The organism is Dechloromonas denitrificans, assembly GCF_020510665.1.
GTDB classification, from domain to species: Bacteria; Pseudomonadota; Gammaproteobacteria; order Burkholderiales; family Rhodocyclaceae; genus Azonexus; species Azonexus denitrificans_B.
The window spans coordinates 205,987-221,699 of the sequence record NZ_CP075187.1 but is presented as its reverse complement, the minus strand read 5'-3'; the positions used below and the strand labels follow the sequence as shown (position 1 = coordinate 221,699).

Below are 15,713 nucleotides of genomic sequence, written 5' to 3'. Positions count from 1 at the left end.
AAATTCCGTGGCGCCAATTACAAGCCGCCTAGAGCGAGGTACTTGGTTTCCATGTACTCGTCGAGCCCATGGCTGGAGCCTTCACGGCCAACGCCGGACATCTTGACGCCACCGAACGGGGCAACTTCGGTCGAGATCAGGCCGGTATTGACGCCGACCATGCCGTATTCGAGCTGCTTGGAAACGCGCCAGACACGGCCGTGATCCTTGGAGAAGAAGTAGGCGGCCAGACCGAATTCGGTGTCGTTAGCCATGTGTACCGCTTCGGCTTCGGTCTTGAAGCGGAACAACGGCGCGACCGGCCCGAAGATTTCTTCCTTGGCCACCGCCATGCCGGTCGTCACATCGGCCAGGATGGTCGGCTCGTACCAGGTGCGACCCAGCGCGTGGCGCTTGCCGCCGGTGACGATGCGGGCGCCCTTGTCGACGGCGTCCTTGACCAGTTCCTCGACCTTGTTGATCGCTGCATCATCGATCAGCGGGCCTTGCGTGACGCCCTCCTCCGTACCGTGCCCGACCTTCAGACCGGCAACGGCCGTCGCCAGCTTGGCGGCGAAGGCATCATAGACACCATCCTGGACCAGGAAGCGGTTGGAACAGACACAGGTCTGGCCGGCGTTGCGGTACTTGGAGGCAAGCGCACCAGCCACCGCAGCATCGAGATCGGCGTCGTCGAAGACGATGAAAGGCGCATTGCCGCCGAGTTCGAGCGACATCTTCTTGACCGTGCCGGCGCACTGCTGCATCAGCAACTGACCGATGGGGGTCGAGCCGGTGAAAGTCAGCTTGCGGACGATCGGGCTGGCCGTCATCACGCCACCGATGGCCGACGCCTTGCCGGTCACCACGCTGAACACACCGGCCGGTACGCCGGCACGTTCGGCCAGTTCAGCCAGAGCGAGCGCCGACAGCGGTGTCTGCTCGGCCGGCTTCAAGATGATGGTGCAGCCGGCAGCCAGTGCCGGGGCAACCTTGCGGGTGATCATGGCCGACGGGAAGTTCCACGGCGTGATCGCGGCGCAGACACCGACCGGCTCCTTGGTGACGACCAGCTGACGATCCTTGAACGGCGACGGAATGACTTCTCCGTAAGCGCGCTTGGCTTCCTCGGCGAACCACTCGATGTAGGCGGCGGCGTAGGCGATTTCGCCCTTGGCCTCGGCCAGCGGCTTGCCCTGCTCGGCGGTCATCAGCGCGGCGAGGTCGTCCTGGTGCGTCATCAGCAGGTCGAACCAGCGACGCAGGATGCGCGAACGCTCGGCGGCGGTGGTTTCGCGCCAGGTTTTCAGGGCTTCGTCGGCAGCGGCGATGGCGCGCTCGGTCTCGGCGGCGCCGCAACGCGGCACGCTGGCGATGGTTTCGCCGGTCGCCGGGTTGGTAACGGGAAAGGTCTCACCGGCGTCGGCGGCGACCCAGGCGCCGTTGATGTAGCAAGCCTGGCGCAGCAGGTTGGTGTCTTTCAAGACCAGCATGTTCTGTTCTCCTTTGTTGTTTTAGTAGGCCGCGCCGCTCTTGGCTGCGTCGGCTTTCTTGAATTTGTCGGCCAGTGCCACCGCCGAATTGCGCAGCAACAGGGCATCGACGCCGACCAGCAGGAAGCTCGCCCCCATTTCGCGATAAGCCTCCGCCGCAGCCGGATCAGCCGAGAACACGCCCGCCGCCTTGCCGGCGGCCGAGATCTTGCCGATCGCAGCGGCAACCGCCGCCTTGACCTCGGCGTGCCCCGGATTACCAAGATGGCCCATCGAAGCGGCCAGGTCGGACGGGCCAATGAACACCGCGTCGACGCCCTCAACCTTGAGGATATCGTCGAGGCCGGCCAGGCCAGCCGTCGATTCGATCTGCACGATCAGGCACATTTCCTGGTCAGCGTGGGCGAAGTAGCCTTCGACGCCGTTCCAGCGGGCAGCGCGCGCCATCGCCGTGCCGACGCCGCGGATGCCGTGCGGCGGGTAGCGCATGGCGCGGACCAGCTTTTCGGCATCGGCGGCGGTTTCGACCATCGGCACCATCAGCGTCTGGACGCCGCCATCGAGCAATTGCTTGATGCGGGCGACGTCGTGGTCGACGGTGCGCACGACCGGCTTGACCGGGTACGGCGCCAGCGCCTGCAGTTGCTCGATGATGCTGCGCAGGTCGTTCGGACCGTGCTCGCCATCGATCAGCAGCCAGTCGAAGCCGGTGGTGGCAACGATTTCGGCGGTGTAGGCGTTGGCCAGGCCGAGGAACAGGCCGATCTGCGTTTCGCGGGCGGCGAGCGCACGCTTGAAGGTATTGCGGGGCATCTGCACGGTCGACTCCTGTTTTTCAGACAAAACGGCAGGTGATATTGCCGAGGGGGCCGTAATCGACATGGAAGGTGTCGCCACGGCTGGCCGGCACCGGCCGCGTGAAGGAACCGGCCAGGATGATCTGGCCCGGTTCGAGCGCCACGCCATGCGGTGCAAAACGCTTGGCCAGCCAGGAGATGCCGTTCGCCGGGTGATTCAGCACGCCGGCGGCGACGCCGGTTTCCTCGATCACGCCGTTGCGGTAAAGCAGCGCCGAGACCCAGCGCAGGTCGATGTCCATCGGCTTGACCGGGCGGCCGCCCATGATGATGCCGGCGTTGGCGGCATTATCCGAAATGGTGTCGAAGACCTTGCGCGGCCGCTTGCTTTCCGGGTCGATGCGCTGCGAACGGGCATCGATCAGTTCGAGCGCCGGAATCACATAGTCGGTGGCGGAGAGCACGTCGAGCATGCTGACGTTTTCGCCTTCGAGACGATCCTTGAGGATGAAGGCCAGCTCGACCTCGATCATCGGCACGATGAAGCGGTCGACCGGGATTTCGCCGCCGTCGGCAAAGACCATGTCATCGAGCAGCGTGCCGTAATCCGGCTCGTTGATCTGCGACGACATCTGCATGGCGCGCGAGGTCAGGCCGATCTTGTGGCCGACGATCTTGCGCCCTTCGGCGATCTTCATGTCGACCCAGGCCTTCTGGATCGCGTAGGCGTCGGGAATGGTGATTTCCGGGTAATCCAGCGAAATCTGGCGGATCTGCTGGCGGGTCTTTTCGGCTTCGTGGAAGCGACGCGCGGTGGCTTCGATGATGTCCTGGCTAAGCATGGTCATTCCTCTTGGTGGGCTTAAGTCTTCTTGTAACGGGCGTGGATATTGTTTTGCTTCCAGGTCCCTGATTCGCTGAACTCGACGATTTCCATCGACAAAGCCAGCGTGCGCTTTGCGTAAATGGCGGCGAAGTGCGCGCAGATCATTGCGAACAGCTCGTCGCCGGCTTTCTTTTTGGCTTCTTCGCTGCGTCCACCACCGATTTTCAGCGTGACATGCACGAAGGCATCGTCCACCGTGCCGTCAGCCACACAGTAATCGTGCAGCCAGACGACGCGGGAACGGATGCCGCCGATCGGGAACACCCCACCCTGGTCAATCAACACCTGGTTGGCTTTTTTCAACAGGCTCCTGACGTCGGCTTCGGCCACGTCGAGGTTGTCGGTCACTTCAAAGATCAGATGGGGCATTCCTTGCTCCTTGGTATTGTTGTGTCAGGAAACCGGCATTTCAGCGCCGATACCGCGCGCAGCGAGCGGGATGCCGGCAACCGGCAAGCTGACGACGACCTGGCCAGTACCCGAACTTTCAAAGTAAGGGCAGACCACTTCGGCCTTGCCGGCGAATTGGTCCCAGCCGATTGCGCCGAACAGCATGGCGGTGTCGTGCATCTTGCCTTCGCCGGTGCAGTACTGGGCGTATTCCGGCAGCATGCGCAGGAAAGTATCCCATTCGCCGTTCTCCCACAGTTGCAGGACACGCAGGTCAACCTGCTTGTTGAACTCGCGGCTGATTGAGTTGAAGCCCTGTTCGACCAGGCGGTTTTCCCAGATCTGGTGCGACATCGAGCCGGAGGCGACGATGGCGACCTTGCTGTTGCTGCGGGCGACGGCCTTGGCCAGCGCCTCGCCGAGGATGCGTGACTCTTCGAGCGAACCGAAGGTGCTCCAGCCGGCAATCGAGATAACCTTGATCTTGCCTTCCGGGTTCATGTAGCGCATCGGCAAAATCGTGCCGTATTCGAGATCGAGCGAGGCGACCTGGTGGGCGCGCGTCTTGACGCCCATCGCGGTAGCTTCTTCGGCGATCAGGTTGCCCAGCTCCGGGTTACCCGGAAACTCGTAGGGCAAATCCTGGATGAAATGCGGAAACTCGTGGCTGGTGTAATTGCCCTTGTGCACCGCATTGTTGTTGATGTGATAACCCGCATTGACCAGCCAGTGCGTGTCGAACACGATGAAGGTATCCACCCCCAGTTCGACGGCACGACGACCGATCTCGCGCTCGGCATCGATCGCCGCCTGACGGCAGCCGTGGGCCGGGCCCGGCTGTTCGGAAATGAGCATCGACGGCACGTGCGTGCACTTGATGGCCATAAGAATTTCACCCATGAATCTGTCTCCCTTGATCTCGAAAAGTGATTTCTCTATCGGGGTTATCGTCGGCTTTACGCTCTTTTAGACGGGGAATACGACGTTGATCTGGCCGGTGCCGGACGAACCGAAATAAGGCGTGACGACTTCGGCCTTGCCTTCGTATTGGTCCCAGCCCAGCACGCCGAGCAGCATCGCCGTATCGTGCATGTTGCCTTCGCCGTGGCACTTGACCGCGTACTCCGGCAACATGCCGCAGAAGGTCTTCCAGTCGCCGTTCTTCCACAGATTGACGACATGGTGATCGACTGTTTCGAGGAACGGGTCCCAGACCTTGTGCAGGAACTGGTCGGACACGCCGTTCTGCGCGAAGCGGTGTGACAGCGAACCGGAAGCCAGCACGGCGACATTGCCTTCGCTCTGCTCGATGGCACGGCGCACGGCACGGCCCAGCTCGACGGAATCGAGCAGGTTATGCACAGTACATAGCGCGGAGACCGAGATGACCTTGAACTGCTTGTCCTCGTTCATGTAGCGCATCGGCACCAGCGTGCCGTATTCAAGCGCCAGGCTGGTCGCGTCATGGGCGCGGGTGTGCACGCCAGCCGCCGTGGCCTGCTCGGCGATGGCATGGCCGAGCGCCGGATTGCCCTGGTACGAGAAAGGCATGTTCTTGATGAAATGCGGCAGCTCGTTGGAGGTGTAGATGCCCTCCCACGACGGCGCGCAATTCACGTGGTAGCCGGAATTGACCAGCCAGTGCGTGTCGAAGACGACGATGGTGTCGACCTTCAACTCACGCATGCGACGGGCGATTTCCTTGTGACCATCGATGGCCGCCTGACGGCAGCCTTTGTGCGGCCCGTCCTGTTCCGACAGGTACATCGACGGAACGTGGGTGATTTTGGCGGCGAGTACGAGTTTGCCCATGATTTACACCCCCCAGCGCGGAATGTGGTGACTGCCGTAGGACACAGCGATGTTCTTGGCTTCGCAGAACACGTCGTAGCTGTAGTGGTTGCCTTCACGACCGGTGCCTGAAGCCTTGGAGCCACCGAAGGGCTGACGCAGGTCGCGCACGTTCTGGCTGTTGACGAAGGTCATGCCCGACTCGATGGCCTTGGCCAGGCGGATGGCGCGGCCGGTGTTGTTGGTCCACAAATACGAAGACAGGCCGTAGATGGTGTCGTTGGCGATGCGCACGGCATCCTCTTCGGTCTTGAAGCGGATGATGCAGGGCACCGGCCCGAAGATTTCTTCCTGGGCGATGCGCATCTTGTTGTCGACATTGGCAAACACGGTCGGCTGCACCCAGAAACCGTTCTTGAACTTGTCGGCAACGACCGGCGTGCCGCCGCCGAAGACGACTTCGGCGCCTTCCTGCTTGCCGAGTTCGATGTAGTAATTGACCTTGTCCATGTGGCCCTTGGAGATCATCGGGCCGATCACGGTGTTCGGGTCCATCGGGTCGCCAACCACCAGGCGCGAGGCACGCGCCGCGAAATCGGCGACGAACTTGTCGTAGATCCCTTCCTGGACAATGATCCGCGAACCGGCGGTGCAGCGTTCGCCGTTGTTCGAGAAAATCATGAAGATGGCGGCATCGAGGGCGCGTTCGTAGTCCGCGTCGTCGAAGATGATGAACGGCGACTTGCCGCCCAGTTCCATCGAGAACTTTTTCAGGCCGGCGGCCTTGACGATGCGATTGCCAGTGGCGGTCGAGCCGGTGAAGGAAATCGAGCGGACATCCGGATGCGAGACCAGTGGTTCGCCGGCCTTGTCGCCAAAACCATGCACGACGTTGAAGACGCCGGCCGGGATGCCGGCTTCAAGCGCCAGTTCGCCGAGGCGGTTGGCGGTCAACGGCGACAATTCGGACATTTTCATCACTGCCGTGTTGCCGAAAGCCAGGCACGGCGCGGTCTTCCAGGTCGCGGTCATGAACGGCACGTTCCACGGCGAGATCAGCGCGCAAACGCCGACCGGCTGCCACAGCGTGTAGTTGAGGTGGCCGGTGTCGGAATCGTAGGTTTCGCCGTGCATGTGCTGGATCAGCTCGGCGAAGTAGTTGAAGTTGTCCGAGGCGCGCGGGATCAGCACGCGCTTGGTCTGGTTGGTGACCTGGCCGCAGTCGGCCGTTTCCATGTCGGCAATCGGCTCGACATTGGCGGCGATCAGTTCGCCCAGCTTGCGCACAAGGCGGGCGCGTTCCTTGACCGGCGTTGCCGCCCAGCCCGGAAAGGCGGCCTTGGCGGCGGCTACGGCGGCATTGATTTCTTCCTGGCCGCCGCTGGCGACGGTGTCGATGACTTCGCCGGTCGCCGGGTTGATGGTTTCGAAGGTTTCCTTGCTGCCGACCTTCTGGCCGTTGATGATGTGTTGAATCATGTGCTGTTCTCGCTTTCTTTTAAGCGTTGGCGAAATAAGTCTGGTCGTCGACGATGGTGTTGATCAGGCAGCAGACGCCCTCCACTTCCGTCTCGATCACGTCGCCGGCTTTCACATCGGCCAGGCCTTCCGGCGTGCCGGTCAGGATCACGTCGCCCGGATTCAACGTCATGAAGGACGACAGGTATTCGATCAGCGTCGGGATGTCGAAAATCATGTCGGCCGTCGTGCCGGTCTGCGTCGTCTTGCCATTGACGCGGGTGGTCAGCTTGAGCGCGCCCGGATTCGGCACGTCGGCGGCGTCGACCAGCCAGGGGCCGAGCGGTGTGCAGGCGTCGCGGTTCTTGACGCGCAGGTTCGGGCGATAGAAATTTTCCAGGTAGTCGCGGATGGCGTAGTCATTGGCCACGGTGTAGCCGGCGACGATGTCCATGGCGTCGGCCTTGGCGACGTTCTTGCCGGTCTTGCCGATAACCACGGCCAGCTCGCACTCGTAGTGCATGTAGGTGGCGTCAGCCGGGCGGCGGGTGTTGGCCTTGTGGCCGGTGATCGCGTTCGGTCCCTTGAGGAAGACGAGCGGCACTTCCGGCGCCTTGAAAGCCAGTTCCTTGGCGTGGTCGGCGTAGTTCAGGCCGAGCGCGAAGACGGTGCCGACTTCGACCGGCGGCAGCCACTGGAAATCGCCTTCCTTGAGCAGTCGACCGTCGGACAGGCGAACCTTGCCATTGGCTTCGGTAACTTGCTGAACGGCCCCGTTGTAACTGATACGACCGCGCTTCATGCTGCGACTCCTTCGGCGATGGTGAAATTCAGGCTGCCCAATCCTTCGGCACTGATGCGAACGCTGCTGCCGGCCTTGGCTTGCGGCGCCATATAACGCACACCGACGAGCAGCACATCGCCCTGGCTCAGCGTCATCCATTCGGTCACATCGGCCAGCAGTTTGGCCGGCGAACGGATCAGATCATTCAGCGCACGGCTATCGACCACCTGACCGTCGATCTCGGTCGTCAGCATCAGCCCGGCCAGATCAGCCAGCGGCTTGACTGACGAAATCGGCAAGGCACCGTCGAAACACTTCTCGCGGATCGCCGGACGGTAGTAGCTGCTGTGCGGCAGGCTGAGATCGGCGGCGAGCACGATGCCGGCGACCGATTCCAGTGCATTGCCGGCAGTCAGTCGGCCAGCGGCGCGGCCCATGACCAGACCGATAGTGGCGGCGACTTCGACGGAATCGGCCCCTTTCGGCAGGTCGACCGTGCTACCGCAGGAAACCCGGGTATTGGCCGGTTTCAGGTAAAGCACCGGGGCCTTGGGCGCGCCCTTGTACGGCGCTTCCTCAAGAGAACCGATTTTCTGGACGGAGACGGTGTCATTGAGAATGACGCCATACACCGTGCCGCTGACTTTCTGTTTGATCATGTTATGAGACTCCGATCAGCCGAGGTAATGAACCAGGCCGAGGCACATGGTGGGAAAGAAGACGAGACCGACGATGCGCAGGAAATCGGAAGCCAGGAAGGGCATCACCCCCCAGGCGGTTTCCTTCATCGGTACATCCTTGGCAATCTTGTTGATGACATAGAGATTCATCCCGACCGGCGGATGCACCAGGCCGATTTCAACGACCATCAGGGCCAGGATACCGAACCAGATCGACTTGTCTTCGACGCTCATGCCGAAAAATTCAAGGCCCATCACCATCGGATAAAAAATCGGGATGGTCAGCAGGATCATGGCCAGCGAATCCATCACGCAACCGAGCAGGATGTAGATGAGCAGGATGGAGAACAGCACGACCAGCGCCGGCAGGCCGCTGTTCTGCACCCACAGCGCCAGCTCGGTCGGCATTTGCGACAGCGCGAGGCTGGAGTTGAGCAGGTCGGCGCCGATCAGCACCATGAAGATCATGCCAGTCGCGTGGGCCGTACCATAGACGCTCTGCAGGAAATCCTTGGTCCGCATGCCACCGGACACCGCGGCGATGACGCCGCAGGCAGCCGCACCGATCGAAGCAGCCTCGGTCGGGTTGGCCCAGCCGCCGTAGATACCGACAATGACGACGAGGAAAACGCAAAGCACCGGGATGATGTTGATCTGGGCCTTGATCATTTCGCCGAACGGCACTTTCTTGCCGGCCGGACCGGCACTTGGATCGCGGCGAACGACGAAGGCGATGACCAGGATATAACCCAGCGCCGCGATGATGCCCGGCACAACGGCAGCGACGAACAGCTTGCCAATCGACTCCTGGGTCAGCACGGCGTAGATGACCAGCGGAACCGACGGTGGAATCAGGATGCCCAGCGTACCGGACGCGGCCAGGGTGGCCGTGGCCAGCCGGCCGGAATAGCCGGCGGCCTTCAACTCGGGCAAAGCGACCTGCCCCATCGTTGCTGCAGTCGCCAGCGAGGAGCCGCAGATCGCACCGAAGGCAGCACAGGCAGCCGTCGAGGCCATGGCCAGACCGCCGCGCCAGTGACCGATCAGCGTACCGGCCGCCTTGAACAGCGCCTTGGACAGACCGCCGTGCGTGGCGAACTGGCCCATCAGGATGAACAGCGGAATGACTGCCAGGTCGTAGTTGGAAACCCGCGCATACACCAGGTTATTGAGGGTGTACAACAAACCGGAGGTTTCGCCACCATTCATCACCAGATAGATACCGGCACCGGTAATGAACATGGCCATCGTGATATGCACACGCACCGCCAGCATTGCCAGCAAACAGCCGAAACCGATCAGGCCAATAGAGGTACCGCTCATTTATTTGCTCCCCGGAATGTTCTTGGTCGGGTGGAAGTGGGCGTAGGCCCGGTAGATCGCGCAGATCATCATCAGGAAAAGACCGGGCACCAGCAGCGCCGTCGGAATCCACAGCGGCAGCGAAACCAGCGTCGTCACTTCCTGCGATTCATACGTGGCAATCGCCGACAGGATGGTGCGCCAGACCAGCAGTGCGGAAACTGCGGCAAACAGGACTTCCGCAATGCCATCGATCGGGCGCTTCAGGGAGTCGCGCATGTTCTCGGTGAAAAAATCGACCTTGATATGCTCGCCAAGCAGCGTGCAGTACGGCAGGAAAGCCGTCGCGGCTACCGCGGTACCGGCCTGCATCAATTCGATATCGCCGTTCACCGAGCCGAAGCCCAGCTTGCGGCCGATGATCGACACCAGCGACATGGCGATCAGGGCGATGAACAGGACGCCACCGGAAATCGCCATCGTCTTGCCCGCCATGATCAGGTAGTGCTCGACCTTGTCGTGCTCGACCAGTTCATGGGGCAGCCCCATAGGATCTTGCATGCTGTTCTCCTTGGGTTCTCGTTATTACTTGCTGGTACCAGTCAGCTCGCGGGCAGCGGCAATCAGTTTCTTGCCATCCAGCCCCTTTTCACTCACCTGCTTGGCCCACTCGTCCTCGACGCTGGCGGTTGCCTGCTTCATCGCCGTCACCTGCGTCGCGCTCAAGGTAGTGATCTTGTTGCCCTGAGCGGCAATGCGTTTCTTGGTATCGGCGGCGACTTCATCGAACATCGCGCCAAACTTGCCGACCATCGCTTCGCCGGTCGTCTTGTCGACGATAGCCTTCAGATCAGCCGGCAGGCCGTCGTACTTCTGCTTGTTCATCAGCACGGTCAGCACGGTAGCCGTCGGGTAGGCGACGCCGTTATCCGGCTGCAGATGGAACTTGGTAACTTCGGACAACTTGGTCGGATAGACCAGTTCCCAGGCGCCGAGCGAACCGTCAACCACGCCCTTGGCGATGGCTTCGGTCACCTGGGCCGGCGGCATGGCGACCGGCTGACCACCGAGCGCAGCCAGGGTCTTGGCACCGACGCGCGTCGAGGTGCGCAGCTTGAGGCCGGAAAACCCGGTCAGGCCGGCAATCTGCTTGCTGGCGGTATGCACCGCCTGGCCACCGTCGGTATGGAAAGCCAGTACCTTATAGGCAGCAAATTCCTGCTGCGCATGCTGCTGATAGTAGGTCCACAACGCCTTGGAGCTGGAGGTTGAATCCTTCACCATGAACGGCAGTTCAAAGGCTTCGATGGCCGGGAAGCGGCCAGCCGAATAACCGGGGCCGGTCCACACAACATCGGCCACACCGTTCTTGACCTGGTCGGCCAGTTGCGCCGGCGTACCGCCCAACTGCATGGCCGGGTAGAACTGGCACTTGATCCGGCCGCTCGACAGCTTGCCCATCTCTTCACACCACGGCTGCAGCACCTTTTGCTGCGTCGGCGCGGCGGATGGCAAAAAGTGGGCAATCTTGAAAGTAACTTCCTGAGCCAGAGCCGGGACGGAAACAGCCATGGCGCCGATCAAAGCAAAGTGACGGTAGTTCATTCGACATCTCCTCGAAGAGAGTGGGTCGGACCCACGTTTATTAACATGTTAGTGATCAAATTAAATCACTACTATGTTAGTGAGTCAACAGGTATTCGATTTAATTTTGGGCTTGTTTTTCCGGTTGACCGCAGGACATTCGATCGAGGCGCGACAACACCTCTGCCAACCGGATTGGTCGCTCAAACCCGCTTGAACAGCGGGCTGCGCACCTGTTGCGCATCGGCCGCCGAGAAGAATTTCTCGGTGTAGATGTCGCGTTCGAACAGGCGGCCCTGCATCAGGGTGGTGATGCAGGCTTCGATCATCACCGGCGGACCGCACAGGTAGGCTTTGCGGCCGCGGAAGTCGTTGTCGAAATGCGCCTTGGCGGCGTCGTGGACGAAGCCGCGGAAGCCGGTCCAGCCGCTGTCGGCCGGCTCATCGTTCAAGGCCGGGACGTAGCTGAAGTTCGGGTATTTCGCGGCCAGATCGAGGAATTCCTGGTGGTAGTACAGCTCGCCCTGGTTGCGCGCGCCGTAGACCAGCGTGATCGGCAGGTCGCTGCCCTCTTCCAGCAGGTCGAGGATCATCGAACGCGGACTGGACAGGCCGGAGCCGCCGGCCATGAACAGGGACGGCACGTTGGCCGACTTGTGCACGAAGAAGCGACCGTAGGGGCCGGAGACGGTGATCTGGTCGCCGACCTTGAGTTCGTTGTGAATCCAGGTCGTACCGACGCCGCCGGGCACGATGCGGATATTGAGTTCGATCTCTTTCCCGGTCGACGGCGAATTAGCCAGCGAAAAGGCTCGGTGGCCCAGATCGTTGGGCAGGTTGAAATTGACGTACTGGCCGGCCTGGAAGTCGAGCGCCTCGTCGAGCTTGAGCCAGATGCCCTTGATGGTCGGCGTCAGGTTCTCGATACGGCTGACCACGCCCGGAAAATCCTTGACCGGGATGTCGCGCGCGTCTTCGTCGATTTCCATCTCGACTTCGATGGCGGTATCGGCTTCGAGCGTGGCGCAGCAGGCCAGCGCCTTGCCCTCTTCGCGCTCGTAGTCCATCAGCGCGAAGCTGGAGGAGTTCTGGTGGTCGACTTCGCCGTCGGTGATGCACACCTTGCAGGTGGCGCAGTAGCCCTGGCCGCAGGCGTGCGGCAGGTAGATGCCGGCGCGCAGCGCGGCGTCGAGGATGGTCTGGCCGTCTTCGACCTCGATGGTCCGGCCGAGCGGCTCGATACTCAGTTCGTAGCTCATGTTTTATCTCCGCGGGGTGAAACCGGGCTGTCGCGCAGACTGGCCGCACGACGCCCTGCTGTTTTTAGTAGCCGGTGCCGGCAATGCCATCCAGGCCCGGTGTGCGGAAGCGGATCAGGTCCTTGTGGCCGATGCCGTTTTCCTTGAGGCTCTTGTCGCGATCCGGCGTGAAAGGCGTGTTGCCGTTCTGCCAGACGACCGTGTTCCAGTCGATCTGCTTCCAGTCCGGGTGGTAGCTGAAGCAGTCGGTCATGTACTGGTCGACGATCACCGAGAACAGCGTTTCGGGCGGCAGTGCGAGCACGAAGGGACGCGAGAACATGCGGTGACGTTCCCAGTTCACGTACAGCAGCTGGCGGCCCTTGTAGTTCTCGACGGCATCGCGCGACTTCACTTCGTAGGGCGCGAGGGTTTTCAACATGGTCATGGCTGTCTCCTTTTAGTTCTTGGTGGCCTGCTCGCGCCAGGCGGCAAAGTTCTTCTGGTCCTCGGAACCGTTGAAGTCGCCGAGCGCGCGCTTGTCGAGCTTCCAGTAGTCGAGCATGTTCTGGCCCGGCTTGAAGTCGGCGGCATTGACGTCGGTGCCTTCCGGCTCGCAGTTGCCCTGCAGCACCTGGTGCGAGGAAATGAAGGTCTGGATGTACTTCTCCGGCTCGTTGTCGAAGATTTCCTTGCAGTGATCGGAACAGGTGTGGAACTTCTCACCGTTGTAGATCGACTCGCGGAAACACATTTCCATGGGATCGCCCGGCTCGTTGAACTTCATGGTGCTGACGCAGACCTGGCAGTTCATCGGCGCCGTCTTGTTGTCGAAACGGTTGCCGGCCTTTTCCTGCGCGTCGAGATGCTCGAGCACCGGACGGTAGTACTTGTCGAAGGTGTTCGGGTATTTCTCGGACAGCCAGTCCATTTCGTCCGGCGTCGGAATCCAGGTGTGGAAAGGCGTCGCCTGCGGCTTCATGTAGAAACCGATCCACGACTGGTGGGTGACGTGTTCCTTTTCCTCGATGGTCTGGCCGAAGCACTTCGGGATGGTGATGCCGTAACGGGCGAGGTCCTTGAACAGCGCACCGCCGTTTTCCTCGACGTACATTTCCCAGGCTTCCTTGAAGCTCATGATGCGCTTGGGCAGCATGTAATCCATCATCATGCCGACCGAGGCGAGCTTGCGCGTGCCGCGCCAGGTCCATTTGTCGATCCAGCGCTGGACGATGGGCAGATTGTCCGGGTCCTGTTCGAGCATGAACTTGATGCATTCGAGGCCGAGCGTCATGTGACGCGCTTCGTCGGACTGGGCCGAGAAGCCGACGGTCATCGCCGCCATGTCGCCGTTGTAGGCAGCGCCGGAAATGAACGGCACGAACAGGATGTTGGTCAGCACGTATTCGAAGGCGAAGCCGATGGCGACCATGAATTCGAAGGGGCCGGCGGTGATCGCGTCGTCAAAGAAGGACTTGCCGTCCGACAGGTACCACATGCGGGATTGTTGATGGGCGAACTCGTCCATCCCGTTGTAGTACTTGTTGTAGTTGGAGATCGAGTGGATCTGCGTCTGGAAGTGACGGTACTCATCCACGGCCTGCATCTGGCAGGCGACGCGCGGACCGGCGCCGTTCATCTGCCGGCCCATCATCGAAAAGCCACGGGCGGCCATCAGTTCGAGCGGCGGCGTCGAGCCGAGGAAGAGCTTGAGCACGTTGATGTAGCGGGCATCGGTGACCGACAGATGGCCGTTGTTCTGGTTGAAGCCGTCGAGGATGGCGTACAGCTTGCGCTCCTTCTCGGCCTGGTACTTCCAGTAGGCGTCCATGGTCAGGCGGAACGGATCTTCCCACTTGTCCCAGTCGTGAATTTTGATGCCCTCGTAGGTCGTCTGCGGGAAGACCTTGTCCATCGGCTGGTAGGTCGTGTCCCACGCGAGATCGCGGGTCATCAGGCTGTAGCGCTCCTTGAGGCCGAGCTTCTTGGCAACTTTCATATCCATGGTGTTCTCTCCTTGGGGGCCGGAATAATTGGAAAAATCAGGAATTCCAGCTCAGGGTGAATTCGTCGTCGGTCTCGTCGAGGTGACCGGAAATGGTGATCAGGTGCAGTTGCAGTTCCTGCAGATCGAACTCGCGGCCCATCTTTTCCTCGACGGTTTCGCGCTTGATGACGAGGCGGTTCGGCACGTCGATCTTCACCATCGACGGCTGGTCGTCGACCATGGCGCCCGGGTTGTCTTCAAGGATGGCCTCGACGATGCAGCGGGAGTCGTCGTTCTTCTGGAATGCGATAAATGCGTTGGACATGCGACTTCCTTTACAGGGTGATACCGGCCTTGGCGGCGCGGGCATTCAGGTTCTGGACCAGTTCGTCCAGGATGGCATCGGCTTCGGCACCAAAGGCGAGTACTGCAACCGGCTTGATCGCCTTGAGGGCACGCTCGCGCCAGTGCTTGATCCACTCGGCCAGTTGCGCCTTGTTGTCGGCGTTGTCGGCGGCGGTGACCTTGAGAATGGAATCCAGCCACTTGGTGGTTTCGCCGAACCATTCGCGCTGGAAGCGGGTCAGCATCGAGAAGACCGGGCTGTAGGCGGCGTTGAGTTTTTCGTTGTAGCGCTCGAAGATCAGCGGATAGAGCAGGCCTTCGAGGGCGAAGTCCTGGGCGACGAGAACTTCGAACCAGTCCTTCTCGACCATCAGGTCTTCGACGTAGCGGCGCAGCTCCTGCCATTCGGCGCCTTCCAGCCAGGCTGTCTTGGCGGCGGCCAGGGCGTCGAGGTCGTTGAAGGCGAGGCCAAGGCGGCTGGTGTATTGGGCGACGCCGAGCTGGTCCATCGAGGCGTAGCAGGCGGCCTGCGAAATGGCAATGCCGTAGCCGTAGGAGGAAACGTAAGCCTTGTTCAGGTTCGAGGCCCAGGCGACATGGCGCAGCGGCAGGAAGACCTTGAGCGCTTCTTCCTTGCCGGCAGCCGGATAGGCGGCGGCGAGACCGAGTTCGTCGACCAGGTCGAAGTCGCCTTCGGCGATTTCCTGCATCTTGCCGCGGGCCAGCGTCCAGGCGCCGTAGTAGTACTGGCGCGGGTCTTTCAGCGCGTACCAGTCCTTCATCGTGACCTTGGTGCGTGTCTCGTCGAAGATTTCGTACTGCGGTTCCCAGGTCGGGCGATAGTGATAGTTTTCGACCGGCTGCAGGTCCATCGTCGCTTCCATGTAGCGCGAAGCCGGCTTGTCGGCGCCCATGCGGCGGGCCAGGTGGCCAAAGGTCTGGCGCAGCGGTGTGATGCTGACCGTCCTCAAATCAATTGCCATGTTTGTCTCCTGAAAA

17 protein-coding genes are annotated in these 15,713 nt (G+C 61.3%); all 17 read right to left on the bottom strand.

The window, feature by feature from the left end; genetic code table 11:
• Nucleotides 1-17: 17 nt before the first annotated feature.
• Complete coding sequence (locus tag KI614_RS01060; protein ID WP_226407291.1) at nt 18-1,472, bottom strand: NAD-dependent succinate-semialdehyde dehydrogenase; 1,455 nt, start codon at nt 1,470-1,472, stop codon at nt 18-20.
• A gap of 21 nt (nt 1,473-1,493) precedes the next feature.
• On the bottom strand, nt 1,494-2,285 hold the full coding sequence (locus KI614_RS01055) for an aldolase/citrate lyase family protein (protein WP_226409196.1): 792 nt from the start codon (nt 2,283-2,285) through the stop codon (nt 1,494-1,496).
• Nucleotides 2,286-2,307: 22 nt separating this feature from the next.
• Nucleotides 2,308-3,111, bottom strand: coding sequence for a 2-oxo-hept-4-ene-1,7-dioate hydratase (hpaH, locus tag KI614_RS01050; protein ID WP_226407290.1), 804 nt, complete (start codon nt 3,109-3,111; stop codon nt 2,308-2,310).
• Between the two features lie 20 nt (nt 3,112-3,131).
• Nucleotides 3,132-3,524, bottom strand: a complete 393-nt coding sequence (locus KI614_RS01045) for a 5-carboxymethyl-2-hydroxymuconate Delta-isomerase (RefSeq protein WP_226407289.1) — start codon at nt 3,522-3,524, stop codon at nt 3,132-3,134.
• A 24-nt stretch (nt 3,525-3,548) separates the two neighbouring features.
• Entirely contained in the window at nt 3,549-4,445 is an 897-nt protein-coding gene (hpaD, locus tag KI614_RS01040) for a 3,4-dihydroxyphenylacetate 2,3-dioxygenase (RefSeq protein ID WP_226407287.1), read from the bottom strand.
• A 66-nt stretch (nt 4,446-4,511) separates the two neighbouring features.
• Nucleotides 4,512-5,357, bottom strand: coding sequence for a 3,4-dihydroxyphenylacetate 2,3-dioxygenase (gene hpaD / locus KI614_RS01035; protein ID WP_226407285.1), 846 nt, complete (start codon nt 5,355-5,357; stop codon nt 4,512-4,514).
• Between the two features lie 3 nt (nt 5,358-5,360).
• Nucleotides 5,361-6,815 carry a 5-carboxymethyl-2-hydroxymuconate semialdehyde dehydrogenase gene (hpaE, locus tag KI614_RS01030; RefSeq protein ID WP_226407283.1) on the bottom strand — a complete coding sequence of 485 codons (1,455 nt, stop codon included), beginning with the start codon at nt 6,813-6,815 and terminating at the stop codon, nt 5,361-5,363.
• Nucleotides 6,816-6,834: 19 nt separating this feature from the next.
• Entirely contained in the window at nt 6,835-7,596 is a 762-nt protein-coding gene (locus KI614_RS01025) for a fumarylacetoacetate hydrolase family protein (protein WP_226407281.1), read from the bottom strand.
• Entirely contained in the window at nt 7,593-8,237 is a 645-nt protein-coding gene (locus KI614_RS01020; RefSeq protein WP_226407279.1) for a fumarylacetoacetate hydrolase family protein, read from the bottom strand. The genes KI614_RS01025 and KI614_RS01020 overlap by 4 nt, the downstream gene beginning before the upstream one ends.
• A 15-nt stretch (nt 8,238-8,252) precedes the next feature.
• On the bottom strand, nt 8,253-9,581 hold the full coding sequence (locus tag KI614_RS01015; RefSeq protein WP_226407278.1) for a TRAP transporter large permease: 1,329 nt from the start codon (nt 9,579-9,581) through the stop codon (nt 8,253-8,255).
• On the bottom strand, nt 9,582-10,121 hold the full coding sequence (locus KI614_RS01010; RefSeq protein ID WP_226407277.1) for a TRAP transporter small permease: 540 nt from the start codon (nt 10,119-10,121) through the stop codon (nt 9,582-9,584).
• Between the two features lie 24 nt (nt 10,122-10,145).
• Nucleotides 10,146-11,165, bottom strand: coding sequence for a TRAP transporter substrate-binding protein (locus KI614_RS01005; protein ID WP_226407276.1), 1,020 nt, complete (start codon nt 11,163-11,165; stop codon nt 10,146-10,148).
• A gap of 182 nt (nt 11,166-11,347) precedes the next feature.
• Nucleotides 11,348-12,403, bottom strand: coding sequence for an NADH:ubiquinone reductase (Na(+)-transporting) subunit F (locus tag KI614_RS01000; protein WP_226407275.1), 1,056 nt, complete (start codon nt 12,401-12,403; stop codon nt 11,348-11,350).
• Nucleotides 12,404-12,467: 64 nt separating this feature from the next.
• Nucleotides 12,468-12,830 (bottom strand): phenol hydroxylase subunit P4, encoded by a 363-nt coding sequence (locus KI614_RS00995; RefSeq protein ID WP_226407274.1) that lies wholly within the window; start codon nt 12,828-12,830, stop codon nt 12,468-12,470.
• A gap of 12 nt (nt 12,831-12,842) precedes the next feature.
• The gene (locus KI614_RS00990; RefSeq protein WP_226407273.1) at nt 12,843-14,387 is read right to left on the bottom strand and encodes a YHS domain-containing protein; all 1,545 of its coding nucleotides are present in this window, start codon (nt 14,385-14,387) and stop codon (nt 12,843-12,845) included.
• 37 nt (nt 14,388-14,424) lie between these two features.
• On the bottom strand, nt 14,425-14,694 hold the full coding sequence (locus tag KI614_RS00985; protein ID WP_226407272.1) for an MmoB/DmpM family protein: 270 nt from the start codon (nt 14,692-14,694) through the stop codon (nt 14,425-14,427).
• Nucleotides 14,695-14,704: 10 nt separating this feature from the next.
• The gene (locus KI614_RS00980; protein ID WP_226407271.1) at nt 14,705-15,697 is read right to left on the bottom strand and encodes a phenol hydroxylase; all 993 of its coding nucleotides are present in this window, start codon (nt 15,695-15,697) and stop codon (nt 14,705-14,707) included.
• Nucleotides 15,698-15,713 lie beyond the last annotated feature (16 nt).

Bases quoted from the DNA above. Each gene is read 5' to 3' on its own strand.
- KI614_RS00995 (WP_226407274.1), bottom strand. From the start codon at position 12,830: ATGACCATGTTGAAAACCCTCGCGCCCTACGAAGTGAAGTCGCGCGAT.
- KI614_RS01055 (WP_226409196.1), bottom strand. From the start codon at position 2,285: ATGCCCCGCAATACCTTCAAGCGTGCGCTCGCCGCCCGCGAAACGCAG.
- hpaE (WP_226407283.1), bottom strand. From the start codon at position 6,815: ATGATTCAACACATCATCAACGGCCAGAAGGTCGGCAGCAAGGAAACC.
- KI614_RS01010 (WP_226407277.1), bottom strand. From the start codon at position 10,121: ATGCAAGATCCTATGGGGCTGCCCCATGAACTGGTCGAGCACGACAAG.
- KI614_RS01020 (WP_226407279.1), bottom strand. From the start codon at position 8,237: ATGATCAAACAGAAAGTCAGCGGCACGGTGTATGGCGTCATTCTCAAT.
- hpaH (WP_226407290.1), bottom strand. From the start codon at position 3,111: ATGCTTAGCCAGGACATCATCGAAGCCACCGCGCGTCGCTTCCACGAA.
- KI614_RS01025 (WP_226407281.1), bottom strand. From the start codon at position 7,596: ATGAAGCGCGGTCGTATCAGTTACAACGGGGCCGTTCAGCAAGTTACC.
- KI614_RS00990 (WP_226407273.1), bottom strand. From the start codon at position 14,387: ATGGATATGAAAGTTGCCAAGAAGCTCGGCCTCAAGGAGCGCTACAGC.
- KI614_RS00980 (WP_226407271.1), bottom strand. From the start codon at position 15,697: ATGGCAATTGATTTGAGGACGGTCAGCATCACACCGCTGCGCCAGACC.
- hpaD (WP_226407285.1), bottom strand. From the start codon at position 5,357: ATGGGCAAACTCGTACTCGCCGCCAAAATCACCCACGTTCCGTCGATG.
- KI614_RS01060 (WP_226407291.1), bottom strand. From the start codon at position 1,472: ATGCTGGTCTTGAAAGACACCAACCTGCTGCGCCAGGCTTGCTACATC.
- KI614_RS01045 (WP_226407289.1), bottom strand. From the start codon at position 3,524: ATGCCCCATCTGATCTTTGAAGTGACCGACAACCTCGACGTGGCCGAA.
- KI614_RS00985 (WP_226407272.1), bottom strand. From the start codon at position 14,694: ATGTCCAACGCATTTATCGCATTCCAGAAGAACGACGACTCCCGCTGC.
- KI614_RS01005 (WP_226407276.1), bottom strand. From the start codon at position 11,165: ATGAACTACCGTCACTTTGCTTTGATCGGCGCCATGGCTGTTTCCGTC.
- KI614_RS01000 (WP_226407275.1), bottom strand. From the start codon at position 12,403: ATGAGCTACGAACTGAGTATCGAGCCGCTCGGCCGGACCATCGAGGTC.
- hpaD (WP_226407287.1), bottom strand. From the start codon at position 4,445: ATGGGTGAAATTCTTATGGCCATCAAGTGCACGCACGTGCCGTCGATG.
- KI614_RS01015 (WP_226407278.1), bottom strand. From the start codon at position 9,581: ATGAGCGGTACCTCTATTGGCCTGATCGGTTTCGGCTGTTTGCTGGCA.